This is a genomic window from Aureicoccus marinus (assembly GCF_002954325.1).
Lineage (GTDB): Bacteria > Bacteroidota > Bacteroidia > Flavobacteriales > Flavobacteriaceae > Aureicoccus > Aureicoccus marinus.
In genome coordinates this window covers 514,654-528,830 of record NZ_MQVX01000001.1, presented here as the reverse complement: position 1 = coordinate 528,830, position 14,177 = coordinate 514,654, and the positions used below count along the sequence as shown (strand labels likewise).

At 46.3% G+C, this 14,177-nt stretch carries 16 protein-coding genes; 10 read left to right on the top strand and 6 right to left on the bottom strand.

Annotated features, from left to right (window positions below; all coding sequences use genetic code 11):
- The first annotated feature begins 71 nt into the window (after window positions 1-71).
- Window positions 72-1,013 carry a LysR substrate-binding domain-containing protein gene (locus BST99_RS02500; RefSeq protein ID WP_105000395.1) on the top strand — a complete coding sequence of 314 codons (942 nt, stop codon included), beginning with the start codon at window positions 72-74 and terminating at the stop codon, window positions 1,011-1,013.
- Here the strand turns inward: BST99_RS02500 and BST99_RS02495 are convergent.
- Window positions 1,010-1,207 (bottom strand): hypothetical protein, encoded by a 198-nt coding sequence (locus tag BST99_RS02495; RefSeq protein WP_105000394.1) that lies wholly within the window; start codon window positions 1,205-1,207, stop codon window positions 1,010-1,012. The two genes, BST99_RS02500 and BST99_RS02495, sit on opposite strands and share 4 nt — an antisense overlap.
- A gap of 212 nt (window positions 1,208-1,419) precedes the next feature.
- Between BST99_RS02495 and BST99_RS02490 the strand changes: the two genes are divergently transcribed.
- Entirely contained in the window at window positions 1,420-2,679 is a 1,260-nt protein-coding gene (locus BST99_RS02490) for a D-alanyl-D-alanine carboxypeptidase (protein ID WP_181044132.1), read from the top strand.
- 5 nt (window positions 2,680-2,684) lie between these two features.
- Here the strand turns inward: BST99_RS02490 and BST99_RS02485 are convergent, their stop codons facing one another.
- Together BST99_RS02485 and BST99_RS02480 are read right to left on the bottom strand one after the other, a co-directional pair.
- Window positions 2,685-3,266 (bottom strand): NUDIX domain-containing protein, encoded by a 582-nt coding sequence (locus tag BST99_RS02485; RefSeq protein WP_105000392.1) that lies wholly within the window; start codon window positions 3,264-3,266, stop codon window positions 2,685-2,687.
- Window positions 3,267-3,274: 8 nt separating this feature from the next.
- Window positions 3,275-4,075, bottom strand: coding sequence for a TIGR00266 family protein (locus BST99_RS02480; protein WP_105002407.1), 801 nt, complete (start codon window positions 4,073-4,075; stop codon window positions 3,275-3,277).
- A 170-nt stretch (window positions 4,076-4,245) separates the two neighbouring features.
- Here BST99_RS02480 and BST99_RS02475 point away from each other — a divergent pair, with 170 nt between their 5' ends.
- Window positions 4,246-5,676, top strand: a complete 1,431-nt coding sequence (locus tag BST99_RS02475; protein WP_105000391.1) for an MFS transporter — start codon at window positions 4,246-4,248, stop codon at window positions 5,674-5,676.
- A 5-nt stretch (window positions 5,677-5,681) separates the two neighbouring features.
- Here BST99_RS02475 and BST99_RS02470 read toward each other — a convergent pair whose 3' ends face one another.
- Complete coding sequence (locus BST99_RS02470; protein ID WP_105000390.1) at window positions 5,682-6,137, bottom strand: DUF4442 domain-containing protein; 456 nt, start codon at window positions 6,135-6,137, stop codon at window positions 5,682-5,684.
- Between the two features lie 154 nt (window positions 6,138-6,291).
- On the opposite strand from BST99_RS02470, the gene BST99_RS02465 reads away from it, so the two are divergent.
- From BST99_RS02465 to BST99_RS02450, 4 genes are all read left to right on the top strand, one after another.
- Window positions 6,292-6,777 (top strand): DUF4870 domain-containing protein, encoded by a 486-nt coding sequence (locus BST99_RS02465; protein WP_105002406.1) that lies wholly within the window; start codon window positions 6,292-6,294, stop codon window positions 6,775-6,777.
- A gap of 204 nt (window positions 6,778-6,981) precedes the next feature.
- A complete protein-coding gene (locus BST99_RS02460; protein ID WP_105000389.1) occupies window positions 6,982-7,311 on the top strand; it encodes a PadR family transcriptional regulator in 330 nt (109 codons plus the stop codon).
- A gap of 8 nt (window positions 7,312-7,319) precedes the next feature.
- Window positions 7,320-9,020 carry a PspC domain-containing protein gene (locus BST99_RS02455; protein ID WP_105000388.1) on the top strand — a complete coding sequence of 567 codons (1,701 nt, stop codon included), beginning with the start codon at window positions 7,320-7,322 and terminating at the stop codon, window positions 9,018-9,020.
- Between the two features lie 140 nt (window positions 9,021-9,160).
- Complete coding sequence (locus tag BST99_RS02450; RefSeq protein ID WP_105000387.1) at window positions 9,161-9,883, top strand: head GIN domain-containing protein; 723 nt, start codon at window positions 9,161-9,163, stop codon at window positions 9,881-9,883.
- Between the two features lie 67 nt (window positions 9,884-9,950).
- Here the strand turns inward: BST99_RS02450 and trxB are convergent, their stop codons facing one another.
- Entirely contained in the window at window positions 9,951-10,904 is a 954-nt protein-coding gene (gene trxB / locus BST99_RS02445; protein WP_105002405.1) for a thioredoxin-disulfide reductase, read from the bottom strand.
- A gap of 381 nt (window positions 10,905-11,285) precedes the next feature.
- Between trxB and BST99_RS02440 the strand changes: the two genes are divergently transcribed.
- Together BST99_RS02440 and BST99_RS14765 are read left to right on the top strand one after the other, a co-directional pair.
- Window positions 11,286-11,810, top strand: a complete 525-nt coding sequence (locus tag BST99_RS02440) for a hypothetical protein (RefSeq protein ID WP_181044131.1) — start codon at window positions 11,286-11,288, stop codon at window positions 11,808-11,810.
- A 132-nt stretch (window positions 11,811-11,942) separates the two neighbouring features.
- Window positions 11,943-12,068 carry a hypothetical protein gene (locus BST99_RS14765; protein WP_262494643.1) on the top strand — a complete coding sequence of 42 codons (126 nt, stop codon included), beginning with the start codon at window positions 11,943-11,945 and terminating at the stop codon, window positions 12,066-12,068.
- A 19-nt stretch (window positions 12,069-12,087) separates the two neighbouring features.
- Here the strand turns inward: BST99_RS14765 and rpiA are convergent, their stop codons facing one another.
- Window positions 12,088-12,786: a ribose-5-phosphate isomerase RpiA gene (gene rpiA, locus BST99_RS02435; protein ID WP_105000385.1), complete on the bottom strand. Its 699-nt coding sequence runs from the start codon at window positions 12,784-12,786 to the stop codon at window positions 12,088-12,090.
- Between the two features lie 57 nt (window positions 12,787-12,843).
- Here rpiA and BST99_RS02430 point away from each other — a divergent pair, with 57 nt between their 5' ends.
- On the top strand, window positions 12,844-14,154 hold the full coding sequence (locus BST99_RS02430; RefSeq protein ID WP_105000384.1) for a gluconate:H+ symporter: 1,311 nt from the start codon (window positions 12,844-12,846) through the stop codon (window positions 14,152-14,154).
- Window positions 14,155-14,177 lie beyond the last annotated feature (23 nt).

Below are 14,177 nucleotides of genomic sequence, written 5' to 3'. Positions count from 1 at the left end.
CCGGCTCTCGTCGGGCTTTTTCTATGCGCTAAACCGAAAACTAGGGTATCTTTAGAGTCAGATTAGCTTTTATGACCATTACCCAGTTAACCTATGTTCTGGCTTTAGCCGAACACCGGAATTTTACTTTGGCTGCCGAAAAGTGTTTCGTCACCCAGCCCACCTTGAGCATGCAAATTCAAAAACTTGAGGAAGAGCTCAATGTGAGTTTATTTGATCGTTCCAAAAAACCCATTGGCATCACAGAGGTGGGGCAAAAAGTCGTGGCCCAGGCCAAAAGCATTGTTTCGGAGGCCAACCGCATGAAAGACATTGTCGATCAAGAAAAAGGCTATATCGGCGGAGAGTATGTCTTGGGTATAATACCAACGGTCATGCCCACTCTTCTCCCGCTCTTTTTGGCTCATTTCATGCGAAAATATCCCCAAGTGCAGCTGGTAATTAAAGAACAGACCACCACAAGTCTGGTCGAAAACCTGAAGGAAGGTAATCTTGACGGAGCTATTGCTGCAACTCCATTGGAATTGGATTTTATCGAAGAACGGCCGCTTTATTACGAACCTTTTGTAGGCTATGTGCCCGAGAGCCATCGCCTGCACAGCAACAAAATGCTGCTGCCCCAAGATCTTCAGCTGGATGATGTACTCTTATTACAAGACGGGCATTGTTTCAGAGAAGGAGTCATCAACCTTTGCAGGCACCAAAGCGCAAAAGAAAACGCCTCTTTTCAATTAGAAAGCGGAAGTTTCGAAACCTTGATTAATCTGGCCAACGAAGGACTGGGTATGACCCTTTTGCCCTACCTCCACACCTTGGAGTTAAAGGAAGAAGAAAAAGCCAATCTCATTCATTTTGAAGCCCCAGCTCCCGCGAGGGAAATCAGTTTAATCTACCACACCAATGAGCTCAAAATACAGATCACCAATGCCTTAAAAGACGCTATTCAGGCGGCTGTTAAAAGCGCAATCATCTTCCAAGAAGTGGAAATAATAAGTCCTAAGGCAAAAAACTAGGGATTGAGTAAGTGTAAACTGGAGTGTAATTCGGGTTTATCGTAAATAAAGCGAACCATCCAAATCCGCAGTTCTTTAATTTCGTCTGGCAACAAACGTCGAACCGCTTTTTTTACCTCTTGTGTGAATAATTGTGAGTCAAAACTCACCTTTTGCAATACAGTTTTAGTGTACTCCAACATCGCTCTCGCCATAATGTCAAAGATTTATTAGTTCGTTAGGTCAGTTATAAATTTAGCTAATTAATTTTAATCAGTCTGAGAGCAATTCGTTAAACCTTCGTGAAAATCCTCTTTAAAACTTCCTAATTTTGAGTGAAACCATCAGAAAAATGAAGATTAGTAAGTTCCTGTTTTCGAGCCTGTTTCTGCTCTTATTAGGAAGCTCGTGTAAGAGCGTTTATCGCATGGAGAGGGATAGAGAAGTTCGGGATTGGCTCGAATCCTCTGCACAGGAGAATGGAGTCCTGGAAGGAATCTTGATTTTAAATACTGCCGAAGGAGACACCCTTCTTGCCCGTCAAGCCGAAAGACTCTTTATTCCTGCCAGCACCACCAAGGTATTTACGCTCTATACGGGGATGAAACTACTCCCCACCAGACTACCGGTTTTAAAATACCGCTTTCAAGAGGATCGCATAGAACTTATTCCCACTGGAGATCCCACCCAGTTACACCCCTATTTCAAAGACAGTACAGCGCTTCGGTTTCTGAGAAAAGCTCCGCCCATTCAGATCCATTGGGAATTGTTTGAAGAAAATGCCTGGGGACCGGGTTGGGCATGGGAGGACTATCCTTACTATTTTTCGCCTGACCGCTCGGCCTTTCCTCTTTTTGGGAATACCGTTGAAATTATTGAAAAGGACAGCAGTCTTCAGGTTTTGCCTTCGCTGATGAGCAGTCGCGTAAAACGATCCATCAAAAGACAACCCAGGAGGGAACGATTTTCTAATGACTTTAGCCTTCCGAGCACAGCGCTGCGAGACACCTTGATTGTTCCCTACATCACCAGTGATTCCTTGAGTCTGGCGCTCTTGTCCAATGAACTCGGACTGCCCCTCTATAAAGCCCCTGACAGTATAGCTCCTTCCCTTACGGATAGTACGGCCCTTGAGGCGCCTTTTAGAGTCCTTTTGGGTGCGGTATCGGATTCTCTCTATAAGTATATGATGGCCGAGAGTGACAACTTTCTGGCCGAGCAAATCATGTTGATGTCGGCCTCTACCCTCTCCGACACCCTTTCTTTCCGAAGATCGAGAGATAGCATCATCAAGTGGCACCTGCCCTTCTTGCGGGATCGATCGCGCTGGGTGGACGGATCAGGGCTTTCACGCTACAATCTGCAAAGCCCGGCCAATTTGGTCAACACCCTCCTCGCCTTAAAAAAGGACTTTCCGGAAAGTCGACTGCAAAATCTCTTCCCGGCTTATTCTTTTGTGCAAAGAAATTCAACCGCTTGGGAGCTTCAAAAGAGTACGAAGGACAGCGCCGTGGTATTTGCCAAGTCTGGCTATGTCGGGAACAACTACAACCTGACGGGTTTCTTGTATACCGAAAAAGGCAACCTTTTGGTCTTTGCCCTCATGCAAAACCACTACCTACAACCCACCGTCGAAATCCGACGTCGGGTAGCGACTTTACTGCATCAGGCCTACCTAAAGTACTAAAGAGTTTACATTATCTTGTGCAGGGCAGCGTACTGCAGCAAAAGGATGGTTTTGGCATCCTTGATCTGGCCATCGGCTACCCAATCCAAGGCTTGCTGAAAGGGCATTTCGAGCACCTCAATATTCTCGGTTTCATCTTCTACGCCCCCACCTTCATGGACTTTCATCGCTGCGGTATAGGGCGCCAGATAAAAATGAAGAATTTCGGTAACGGAGCCGGGTGACATATAGGACTCCAGAACCTTTTCCAGTTGGGTAATTCGGTAACCGGTTTCTTCCTCTATCTCTTTGATAATGGTTTTTTCGGGATTTTCGTCTTCCAGGATTCCGGCACAAGCCTCCACCATCATCCCATCCGGATTACCGTTGTAGTAGGTCGGCATTCTAAATTGTCGTGTAAGGACGACACTTTTTGCTTCGGTATTGTACAGCAAGACAACGGCTCCGTTGCCACGATCATAGACTTCCCGGACCTGGGCTTCCCAACTGCCGTCTTCCCGACGGTAGTCGAAACTGACCTTTTTAAGCCAGTGCCAATTGTTCGAAAGCAACTCCTCGCGGATATTCTTCACTTCTCCGTATTTCATAGCGTGATTTAGAAGCTGTTGTCTCCGTCGAGTATATTTCCGAGACCACCAAGTACACTGCCTTCCCCCTTGTCTTTACCCCCCATTTGAGGTGCAGCAGCCCAAACACGTGAGGCGAGTCGGCTAAAAGGCAAGGATTGTACATAGACAACGCCTGGCCCTCTCAAAGTCGCGAAAAAGAGTCCTTCCCCGCCAAAAACCGTATTCTTGATCCCGCCGACAAATTCAATATTGTAATCTACGTCCTTGGTAAAACCAACGATACAACCGGTGTCTACACGGATGGTTTCTCCTGCTGCTAGTTCTTTGCGAGCCATCGTACCGCCTGCATGGACAAAAGCCATACCGTCACCTTCCAGCTTCTGCATGATGAAGCCTTCACCTCCAAAAAACCCTCGTCCGAGTTTTCGGGAGAATTCAATCCCTACCGAGACTCCCTTGGCCGCGCACAAAAAAGCGTCCTTCTGGCAAATGAATTTCCCCCCTTTTTCAGACAGATCTATGGGTATAATTTTTCCGGGATAAGGCGAAGCAAAACTAACGCGCTTCTTTCCTTGCCCAATATTCAAAAAGGCGGTCATAAAGAGGCTTTCGCCAGTGAGCAGTCGCTTCCCTGCCGAAAACAACTTTCCGAGCACACCTTTTTCCTGGTTGGAGCCATCACCAAAGATGGTGTCCATCTTGATGTCGCTGTCCATCATCATAAAGCTTCCGGCCTCGGCAATCGCTGCCTCATCCGGATCGAGCTCTACCTCGACGTACTGCATCTCTTCTCCAAATATTTCGTAATCGATTTCGTGATTTTCCATGTTTTCGTTTTTTAATTGAATGCCCTTCAAATCTTCAGGGGGATGAAAAGTAAAGATCGTAATTTCTGGAAAGTGCAAAAGAATTCCTCCAGGATTTCGGTCCTTTCTTTTTTGATCCATGATTTTTGTGTATACTTAAAATTTCGTTTGAAAAATTGTAATTCTTCGCAATGAGTGAATCCCTTCAATCCGATGGCGGCAAGGTGTCTTTCGGCGCAAAAGTGGCTTTTGGAATCGGCATGTTAGCCAATCAAATGTTCCCCGCAGCACTGGGTGTATTTATGGTTGTTTTGGTCCAAGATCTGGGCTTTCCACCCTGGATGTGGGGAGTGCTCTTTTTCTTGCCTAGGATTTTTGATGCCATCACAGATCCGCTGATGGGTTTTATCTCGGACAATACGAAGTCGACCTGGGGTAGACGACGGAAATACGTTCTTATTGGCTCTATTGTGATGGGGATCTGTTTTATTGCCATGTGGCAACTCTACCGCGAAAACAGCCTGGACTATAACTTCACCTATTTCCTGTTGTGGTCTTTTGGCTTTTATCTGGGGATTACCATCTTCGGTGTACCCTATGTGGCCATGGGCTACGAGATGAGTACTGATTTCCATGAGCGTACGCATATCATGGCAGTTGCTCAGTGGATTGGGCAATGGGCCTGGGTTTTGGCCCCCTGGTTGTGGGTGGTTATGTACGACCCCGAATGGTTCGAATCGGCCGATGTGGCGACAAGGGAATTGGCTATCTATGTAGGTATTGCCTGCACCCTCTTCGCCATGGTTCCCGCCCTATTTATTAAAACCAAGTCTACCGTAAACGAAGACTATAAGGAGCTCACCGTAAAATCAGTGTTGGGAAGCTTCGGCGAAATCTTTGCTGGAATTAAAGCAGCTTTTAGCATTCCGGCCTTCCGCAAAATTTGTTTCGCCACCTTTTTGATTTACAACAGTTTCAACACCGTTGCGAGTTTCTCTTTCTTTATTATCGTTTGGTACCTCTTTAAAGGAGATGCGGGAGCAGCAGGCCTCTGGCCTACCCTTTTTGGATGCGTTGGGGCCTTGTTCACTACGTTCATGGTGATCCCTATCATCACCCGAATGTCCAAAGCGATGGGGAAGAAAAAAGCCTTTATGATGGGTCAAGCCATCTCCTTGATCGGTTACATTATGCTGTGGTTCTTTATGGTTCCAGGCAAGCCCTATATGTTCCTTTACGCTCTGCCTTTCTTTTCTTTTGGAATTGGAAGTCTCTTCACCATCATGATGTCCATGACTGCTGATGTCATCGATTTGGATGAGCTCAATACAGGACTTCGACGAGAAGGCCAATTGGGTGCCATCTACTGGTGGATGGTCAAGGTTGGATTTGCCTTTGCAGGAGGATTGGCCGGTTTATTTATGTGGCTGGTTGGATTCGATTCTGAAGCGTCTGTACAAACCGATTCCGCCATCACAGGCCTGCGTTTAATCTTCTCCGGTTTCCCTATGGTGGGTACTTTATTGGCCATGTGGATCATGAGCCGATACTCGGTAGACGAGAAAAAGGCGAATGAAGTTCGTGCTGAACTGGAAAAAAGGAAGATTGCCGCCGCTTCGTAAGCGGCCTACTTCTTTTGACGTAAACGCAAAGTCCACTCAAAATCGAATGTAGAGACCACCACTCCTTCGGTATTGGTACCGATGGATTGCATCCAAACCGTCTGACCTTCACCGGTCTCAATAGCCTTGTCAATCGCATCGGCTAATTTGTGACCGTCCTTGCAGACGAAGGTAATTTTACCGGTGGCTTTTTTTGAAAAGTTGGCCTTGTTGTTCGCGACAAGCATCGAAATCGACTTTCCGCTGTCGCGGATTTGATCGATCACCATCGCTCCTGTGCTCAATTCAGCAGCCATCCCCTGCACGGCCCAAAACATCGATTTAAAGGGGTTCTGATTGAACCAGCGATGGGTAACCGTAACGCTAGCCTCCTCTTTAGTTATGATTCTCAAACGCACCCCACACCACCAGGCACTTGGCAATTTGAAAAAGGAGAAACGATTGAACTGAGCTGCTTTCATACGGGAAGTTTGCTCGAAAGTAGGTCATTTTAGGCTAGTATTGAAATGTTAATACTTTGTTAAATTACAGTACTTTGCTTTGCATAGTACTGTCTTTTGGATATATATTTGCCATGTAAGCTAATGAAACAGCTTGCTCATCATCAATCAAATCATGGCAGAAGTAATCAGTAAACACGAACGGAATTTGGGGGCGCTCATCCACGCCTCCACTTTTAGCAAGTACATTTTCCCTTTTGGGAATTTCATTGTTCCCCTACTCTTGTGGTCAGCGAACAAACGCGATTATGCATTTGTTGATCACAATGGTCGGGAAGCATTGAATTTCCAGTTAAGTATGCTGCTTTATTCCATCATCGCGGGAATGATTGGGATCCCCTTCATCATCGGATCCTTGCCCAACTTATTTCACGACGGCTTCCTGGACCTAGGCAGTCTGAATGAACTCAACAGCCTGAACGTTCATTTTCACGGTGACGGCGGTTGGCGCTTAAGTCGGGCCTTTTTGCCAGCAGGTATTACCGGACTTGTTCACCTGACATTGATTGTCCTCAATATTGTTTACTCCATATTGGCGACAGTCCGAACCGCAGACGGTCAGTTGTTCAATTATCCGCTTAGTATCAAATTCATCAAGTAAACAAAGCCAGTTTATTCATCAATCAATCATCCAATCAATCAACCAATTAATCACCACTTCATCCTTGTTGTTTTATCAACCTATAACAACAACCAACCTAACCACAGCAGTGTGGTTGCAACAGCCGGGAGTCGGCTCTCCCGGCTGTTTTAAACGAACAGTAACCCAAGGTGTCGTCTGCCACCTTAACCGAATCCGGCAGTTATGAATATTGAAAACACAAAAGCGCAAATGCGCAAAGGGGTTCTAGAATATTGCATTCTCTCCATCCTCACAGACAGCGACAAGTACGCTTCTGAAATTTTGTCGACCTTGAAGGACGCCAAAATGCTCGTGGTGGAAGGAACCATCTACCCCTTACTTACTCGACTAAAGAATGCAGGACTACTGCAATACCGCTGGGAGGAATCCACCTCAGGCCCCCCACGCAAGTACTACGCTTTGACTGAAACCGGTCAAATCTTCTTAAAGGAATTAGACAGTACCTGGGACGACCTTCAACAGGCCGTGAACTTAGTCACACACACAAAATAGCAGCAACCATGAACAAGACAGTAAATATCAATTTAGCCAACACCTTCTTTCATATCGACGAGGAGGCCTACGCCAAACTAAGGCGTTATTTGGAATCCATCAAGAAATCCTTCGATGGTACACCGGGAAGTGATGAGATCATTGCCGATATCGAAGCACGTATCGCGGAGTTGTTCAGCGAAAAAATGGAAAACGACCGTCAGGTGATCACCATGAAGGAAGTCGACGACGTGATTACCGTCATGGGTCAACCAGAAGACTACCACGTGGACGAAGATCTTTTTGACGAGCCTCAATCAGCGAGCTCCGAAAGCGAAACAAAGCGATCCAAGAAGCTATTCCGTGACTGGGACAACAAATACATCGGCGGTGTGTGCGCCGGTCTGCAGCACTATTTAGGAATCGATGCGCTGTGGATTCGTATTCTGTTTTTGATCCTGGCCATTTTTGGAAGTGGCTTTGGACTCATCCTTTACTTCGTCTTGTGGATCCTGGTTCCGGAGGCGACGACTACAGCTGAGAAGCTGGATATGAGAGGGGAACCGATTAATATTAGCAATATCGAAAAGAAGGTAAAAGAAGGAATTGACGATGTGGCCGAAAAAGTCAAAAACGTCGATTACGATAAAATGGGAAACCGCGTGAAAAGCGGATCCCGTAGCTTTTTTGAGGGTTTAAGTTCGGTTCTGGGTTTTTTAGTGAGCCTGGTCGGTAAATTCATCGGTATCATCTTGATCATTGTGGGAGCCTTCACCTTGGTCGCCCTGTTCATTGGTTTGTTTACAGCAGGGGTGGTGGACGTGATTCACGTTCCCGGGGTGGACTTTTACAACCTGATGAATATCACAGGGATACCGGCCTGGGCGATTTCTACCCTGGTATTTTTTGTCGTGGGAATCCCTTTCTTCTTCCTCTTTTATCTGGGGTTGAAGATTCTTGTCAACAACCTCAAGTCCTTGGGGGGCTGGGCAAAGGCCGTCTTGGTTTTGGTTTGGGTAGCCGCGGTAGGAACCCTGGTTGTCATTGGAGTAAAACAGGCTAGTATGCACGCCTATACAGGACAGATCAGGGAGGATAAGGCCTTGATCACCTCCACTCCTATTGACACCTTATCGATTAGCATGGGCAAGTACGAGTACTACAACAGCGAATTCAATATGGAAATCGATGGAATGAGTATGCAATACGATGGCGATGGAGAAAAGATTTTGCACTCCGAGGATGTCCGTTTTGATATACTTCCTTCCGAAGATGATCAAATGCGCATCGAAATCGTACGCAATGCCAATGGGGCTAATTATAAAGAAGCCCGGGAAATGGCCGAAAAAATCATCTACAATTACCGATTTGACGATAAGCGACTAATCCTGGATGATTACCTCCTGACGGATTGGGCCAATAAATTCAGGGACCAGGAAATTCGCATCAAGCTCTACCTACCTGTTGGTCAGAAGATCGTATTGAAATCCGATACCCGATATCACTTGGGCTACCGAACTCTTAATGCCAATGGCTACTACTCCTACAAAATGATTGATCACCTGTGGGAGATGACCAAGGAAGGAAAACTTATTTGCCTGGATTGCCCGATCGAGGAGGAAGAGGAAGAAGAACCTGTGGAGGTTGAAGAAGTCCTTGAAGAAGAGGTGATCGAGGAATCGGCAGCTGAAATTCTTGAGGAAGTTGAACTGCCGCAAATCGAGGAATAATGGGCCTTTTGTTCAACATTTAAAGCCGAATTCTGACAATTCAGCAAGAAATTTTGACAATTGGTGAAACAAAAGTAGGATTAGCTCGTCTATTTAATGAGCTTCGTCTCAAAGAATCAATCTAAAAACAAAACACAATTATGAAAACGATCGTAAAAGGATTAGCCGTAGTTCTTTTAGCCCTTACCACGGCCTCCTGTGCTTTTGATGTCAATTTTGGCGCTGGAAAAGCAGGAAACGGTGTAGTGGCAGAACAAACAAGAACAGTTAGTGAAGAATTCACCAAGGTTTCTGCATCAGAAGGACTTGATGTCTATGTTGCCCAAGGAACTGATTTTGAAATTCGCGTAGAAGCGGATGAGAACATCATCGACCTCATCGCCACCGATATCAGTAACGGAAAGCTTCGTGTTCACACCAAAGAGAACATCGGAAATGCAACCAAAAATATCTACATCACCATGCCGGCCGTTTCTGCCTTGGCCTCCTCCAGCGGAGCTGACTTAGAAGTCAAAGGAACGATTCAGGCGGATGAGATTGAATTGGATGCCAGCAGTGGTTCTGACCTCATTGCCAGTATCCAGGCCAAGTCGGTTGAAGTAGATTCCAGCAGTGGAGCCATGATTCAAATCACCGGTGAAGCTTCTGAATTAAGTGCAGATGCTTCTTCAGGATCGAATATTAGAGCTCAAGATTTCGAAACCAAGAACTGCACCGCGTCGGCCAGTTCAGGCGCAGATGTTCGCATCTTTGTAACAGAATCCCTTACCGCCAATGCAAGCAGCGGAGGAAACATTGCCTACAAAGGTGAACCCAAGGTTTCTCAGAGCAATTCAGTTTCTGGTAATGTGAGTAAGATCTAATCTACCCAGTATATAAACGAGAAAAGGCAGCCCAAGGGCTGCCTTTTTTAATTGCTTCAATATCTTGTTAATTGGACTCTACTAGTGCCAAATAACGCTCTGCATCCAAAGCCGCCATACATCCAGTTCCGGCCGCAGTAATGGCCTGACGGTACTCTTTGTCCTGAACATCTCCGGAAGCGAAAACTCCGGGCTTATTGGTTTTGGTAGACTTTCCTACCGTCTGGATGTAACCCGTATCATCCATGTCCAGTTGCCCCTCGAAAATCGAAGTGTTTGGAGTATGACCAATCGCGATAAAAAGACCGGTGATTGGAATGTTCTCGGTAGCACCACTTTGGTTATTGACCACGCGGATGCCTTCTACTACCTGTTCTCCTAGTACTTCTTCGATTTCTGTATTGTACCGAATCTCAATATTCTCGAGACTGTTGACGCGGTGCTGCATGGCCTTGGAAGCCCGCATGTGATCCTTGCGAACCAACATGGTGACCTTGCTACAAATATTCGCCAAGTAAGACGCCTCTTCCGCTGCCGTATCTCCACCTCCGACGATAGCAACCTCCTGCCCCTTGTAAAAGAAGCCATCACAAACCGCACAGGCCGATACCCCTCCACCGCGCAAGCGTTGCTCGCTAGGCAGTCCAAGGTATTTGGCTGAAGCTCCCGTCGAAATAATAACCGTTTCGGCTTCAATAGGGGTTTTATCGTCCACCATGGCCTTGTGAATACCACCAGCCTGGTCGCTCAACTCAATTGAGGTGATCATTCCAATACGCACCTCTGTTCCAAAACGCTCTGCTTGCTTTTGCAAATCGACCATCATACTCGGACCGTCAACTCCTTCGGGGTAACCGGGGAAGTTGTCTACTTCCGTTGTTGTGGTCAACTGACCTCCAGGCTCCATACCCGTATAAACGACCGGCTTTAAATCTGCTCTCGCTGCATAAATTGCCGCAGTATATCCCGCAGGACCGGATCCGATAATCAAGGTTTTGATGCGTTCTATTCCTTCACTCATTGTATTGTTCATCTAGCAATTAGTAATCTTACAAAAGTAGGAGATTTGGTCCTTTCCTTACAGGTGAATTATGCACAACCTCATTCTTAATTTAGACTCTTTCTATGAGGCAGTTAGGAGAATTTTTAGATCTTTGCCTCTCGTTATAAACAAAATGAAGTCCAATGCGTACTAAACAGTTTACACAGTTCGTGAGTTCCCTGCTAGGCAGCGGAACGTGGCTTCGGTATTTCTCCTAGCGTACTTTCACTAGGGAAGTAATCCGAAGCACTGATCTCAGGGTTTCGGATTCTTTTTTTCTACACGTTTCCCATTCCCTGTACCGGAACACTTCCCATGAGTCCCGGAAGCCCGTATTTATTAATCATTAATTCGAGTACCGTGGAAAACGTATTCAACACCTATTTGTTTAAAGCCCTGGATGCCTATCCTTATGAACTGGAAGAGGCGATTGAGGCGTTGAATTACGCCTTATCGTTTGAGCCGGATAACACCAAAGCATTGTGCCTTATGGCTCGGGTCTATTCCGAGCAATTGGAGGACTACAATGCGGCGAAGTCTTGTTACGAAAAAGCGATGAGCAGTCAGTTGGAAATGCCGGGCATTTACCCTGACTACATCCGCTTGTTACTCGCTAACGAAGATTATGATCAGGCTCAGCGATTGATTGATTTCGCTTTGACCATAAAGGGAACCGATAAAGCCACCTTGCATTTATTGCAAGGGCAATTGTACGAAGGTCTTGGCCAATTTACTTCTGCGATTTCTGCTTTGAAGCGCAGTAAAGGCCTAGCTTTCAACAATGACTTTGTTCGGTTTGCCGAGGAAGAAATCACTCGGGTGAAGAACAAGCTCCCGAAAAAAAGACGTAAAAAAAAGTCAAATAAAAAGAAGAAAGGAGCATGATTAAACGCCGCAAATTGCGGCGTTTTTTCTGTTCATTACTTGTTAATAACAAAATAAGTCGCTCGGCGATCGACACTTAAGCCCCTCTAATTTTACAATAGATCCATAGGATCTGGACTAAAACCATCAACCATGAAAGTACGAGTTAACAAAGATCTGCTTGCAGAATTCATCGCAGATATGATAACTGGAATAGTTTGTTTAGGTGTTTTTTGGGGATTTGCCGTAGCGCTGGATTCCGTTGCCTCTCTCTTCTAGAAAAGCGTACATCCCCCTCTTAGTTCGTCTTGGTAATCCGCTCCACGCGGTCTTCTTTTCCAAGAAACACCTCGTCGGCCATATCCAAGAAAAGTCCGTGTTCAACCACTCCGGGAAGTCCCTCGAGCATCCACTTCATCTTGGGTAGATCGGGCATGCCTCCGGTCTGCAAATCCAATATGTAGTTTCCTTGATCCGTTTTGTAGGGATCACCAGGATTCATAGATGCTCTCAAAAGGGCCTGAATACCAGAGTTTTCAATGTGCCGGGCCACTGTTTTCCATGCAAAGGGCACCACTTCTACCGGCAGCGGAAAACGACCCAATTGATCAACTTCTTTAGAGGCGTCCGCGATAATAACAAAACGGTCCGAAAGCGAGGCGACGATCTTTTCTCTTAAAAGAGCCCCACCACCCCCTTTGATTAAATTCAGCTGCGGATCAAATTCATCAGTACCATCAATGGTCAAATCCAAGCGGTCCACATCATTTATTGTCGTGAGGGGCAATCCCTGCTCCTGCGCTAAATTCCTGGTTGCAACAGAAGTAGGCACACAAATCAGATCGTTTAGCTTGTGCTCTCGATAGAGCTGCCCCAAACCGCGAACCATAAAGGCGGCTGTGCTTCCCGTTCCCAGTCCGAGTTTCATTCCTGATTCAATGACTTCCAGAGCTGCTAAGGCAGCCTTTCTTTTTTGTTCTTGCGGGGTATTTACCATAGAACGAAGGTAAGGGTGGATTGTCAATTTTCTGCTATCTTCCCGCAAAATCTGACCATGCCCTTGCTCATCATTGCGGCCGGAATTCTGGTGCTGCTTCTCTTAACTGTTCGTTTTAAATTCAACGCCTTTCTGGCCTTTATTCTCGTGTCTATTGGTGTTGGACTCGGTTTGGGATTGAGTATTCAAGAAGTGGTGACGGCCATTAAAAATGGTATGGGAGCCACCTTGGGCTTTATGGTACTCATCCTGGGATTGGGTGCTATGTTGGGGAAACTTATCGCCGACAGCGGAGCTGCCCAACAAATCACCAACTTTTTAATTGATAAGTTCGGTCGAAAATACATTCAGTGGGCGCTTATGCTCACCGGTTTCATCATCGGTCTTCCCCTCTTCTACTCGGTGGGTTTTGTGATGATGATCCCCCTTATTTTCACCCTAGCCCGAAGCACCAAATTACCCCTCCTCTACGTGGGACTGCCCATGCTGGCTTCTTTGTCTGTGACCCATGGTTATCTGCCGCCTCATCCGGGGCCTACCGGAGTGGCAGAATTACTGGGCGCCAATCTAGGCAAAACCCTGGCCTATGGCATATTGGTCGCCATTCCTGCGATCATTGTCGCTGGACCCATTTTTTCCCGGACCGTAAAGAAAATTGAAGCTCATCCGATCAAAGCTTTTTACTCTGATCCCTTGCCAGAGGATCAATTACCTACTCGTTTCATCGGTTTCTTAGCGGCCCTTATGCCCGTTTTTCTGATCCTTTTAGGCACCTTGAGCGAGGTGATGGATTTAGGCCCGGTCACTCCTGTAGCCCACATCGTTGGGGATCCGGTAATCGCCATGTTAATTTCTGTTCTTTTTGCTCTTTTTACCTTAGGTCTTCGTGGAAACAGGGGCATGAAAGAGGTTATGGATTCGATGAGCAATTCGGTCAGCAGCATCACCATGGTCCTATTAGTCATTGCCGGAGCCGGTGGCCTCAAACAAGTTTTAATAGACAGTCAAGCCAGCGCCTATATCGCAGACTTAGCTGCAGATTCGCCGGTTCACCCTTTACTCTTGGTTTGGTTAATTGCCACCCTTTTGCGAGTGTCGATTGGCTCTGCAACAGTTGCTGGCCTAACCGCTGCCGGTATTGCGGTGGACATCGCAGCCAAAACGGGGACCAGCCCTGAACTGATGGTTTTGGCAATTGGCTCTGGGAGTCTCATGCTATCGCATGTAAACGATGCCGGGTTTTGGTTATTTAAAGAGTACTTTAATTTAAGTGTAAAAGATACCTTGCGGTCCTGGACCGTGATGGAAACGGTGATTGGTTTAGTCGGTCTTGCGGGTGTCCTTTTATTGGATTTTATATGGATATAAGAAAAAGCCTCCTTCAAAGAGGA